Below are 443 nucleotides of genomic sequence, written 5' to 3'. Positions count from 1 at the left end.
CGACCAATCGCGGCACCACCATATTGGCCCGCATTGTAGTATGGCCATGCTGTGTGAGATTCATCACTTGGCGGCTCTGGGTTGAAGATATTCACAACCTGACCTTTCAAGATTAAGTTGTCACCCCAACGGTACGAAGACGTTAAGTTAAACGTGTAGTACGGGTCTAAGCGTTGTACTTTCTCGAAGTAGTAGCTATCTTCATCACTGAACTCTGCCGGTGGATTCCAAATTGGAATTGAACCCGTTCGACGACCACTTAACGTTACCGATAAATCATCTTGTATCCAAGAGATTGAACCGTTCATCGTTGAACGTGCATTCGAGTTCCACCATAAATCACGGGTATGAACTTCTTCACTCTCTTTATCTACTTGGAACGTTGAATCAAGTGTATGCGTCCAACCTAAGTTGAAGTACCAATCACCAAACGCACTCTCGTA

1 protein-coding gene is annotated in these 443 nt (G+C 44.9%); it reads right to left on the bottom strand.

Features of this window, described 5'->3' with window-relative positions; all coding sequences use genetic code 11:
- A partial coding sequence (locus tag FNN08_RS16420; protein WP_185962706.1) for a TonB-dependent receptor occupies positions 1 to 443 on the bottom strand: 443 nt, incomplete at both ends.

Origin of the sequence: Thalassomonas sp. M1454, assembly GCF_007097525.1 — a bacterium.
Lineage (GTDB): Bacteria > Pseudomonadota > Gammaproteobacteria > Enterobacterales > Alteromonadaceae > Thalassotalea_A.
The sequence above is the reverse complement of the archived record's forward strand: the minus strand, read 5'-3'. Positions and strand labels throughout refer to the sequence as shown.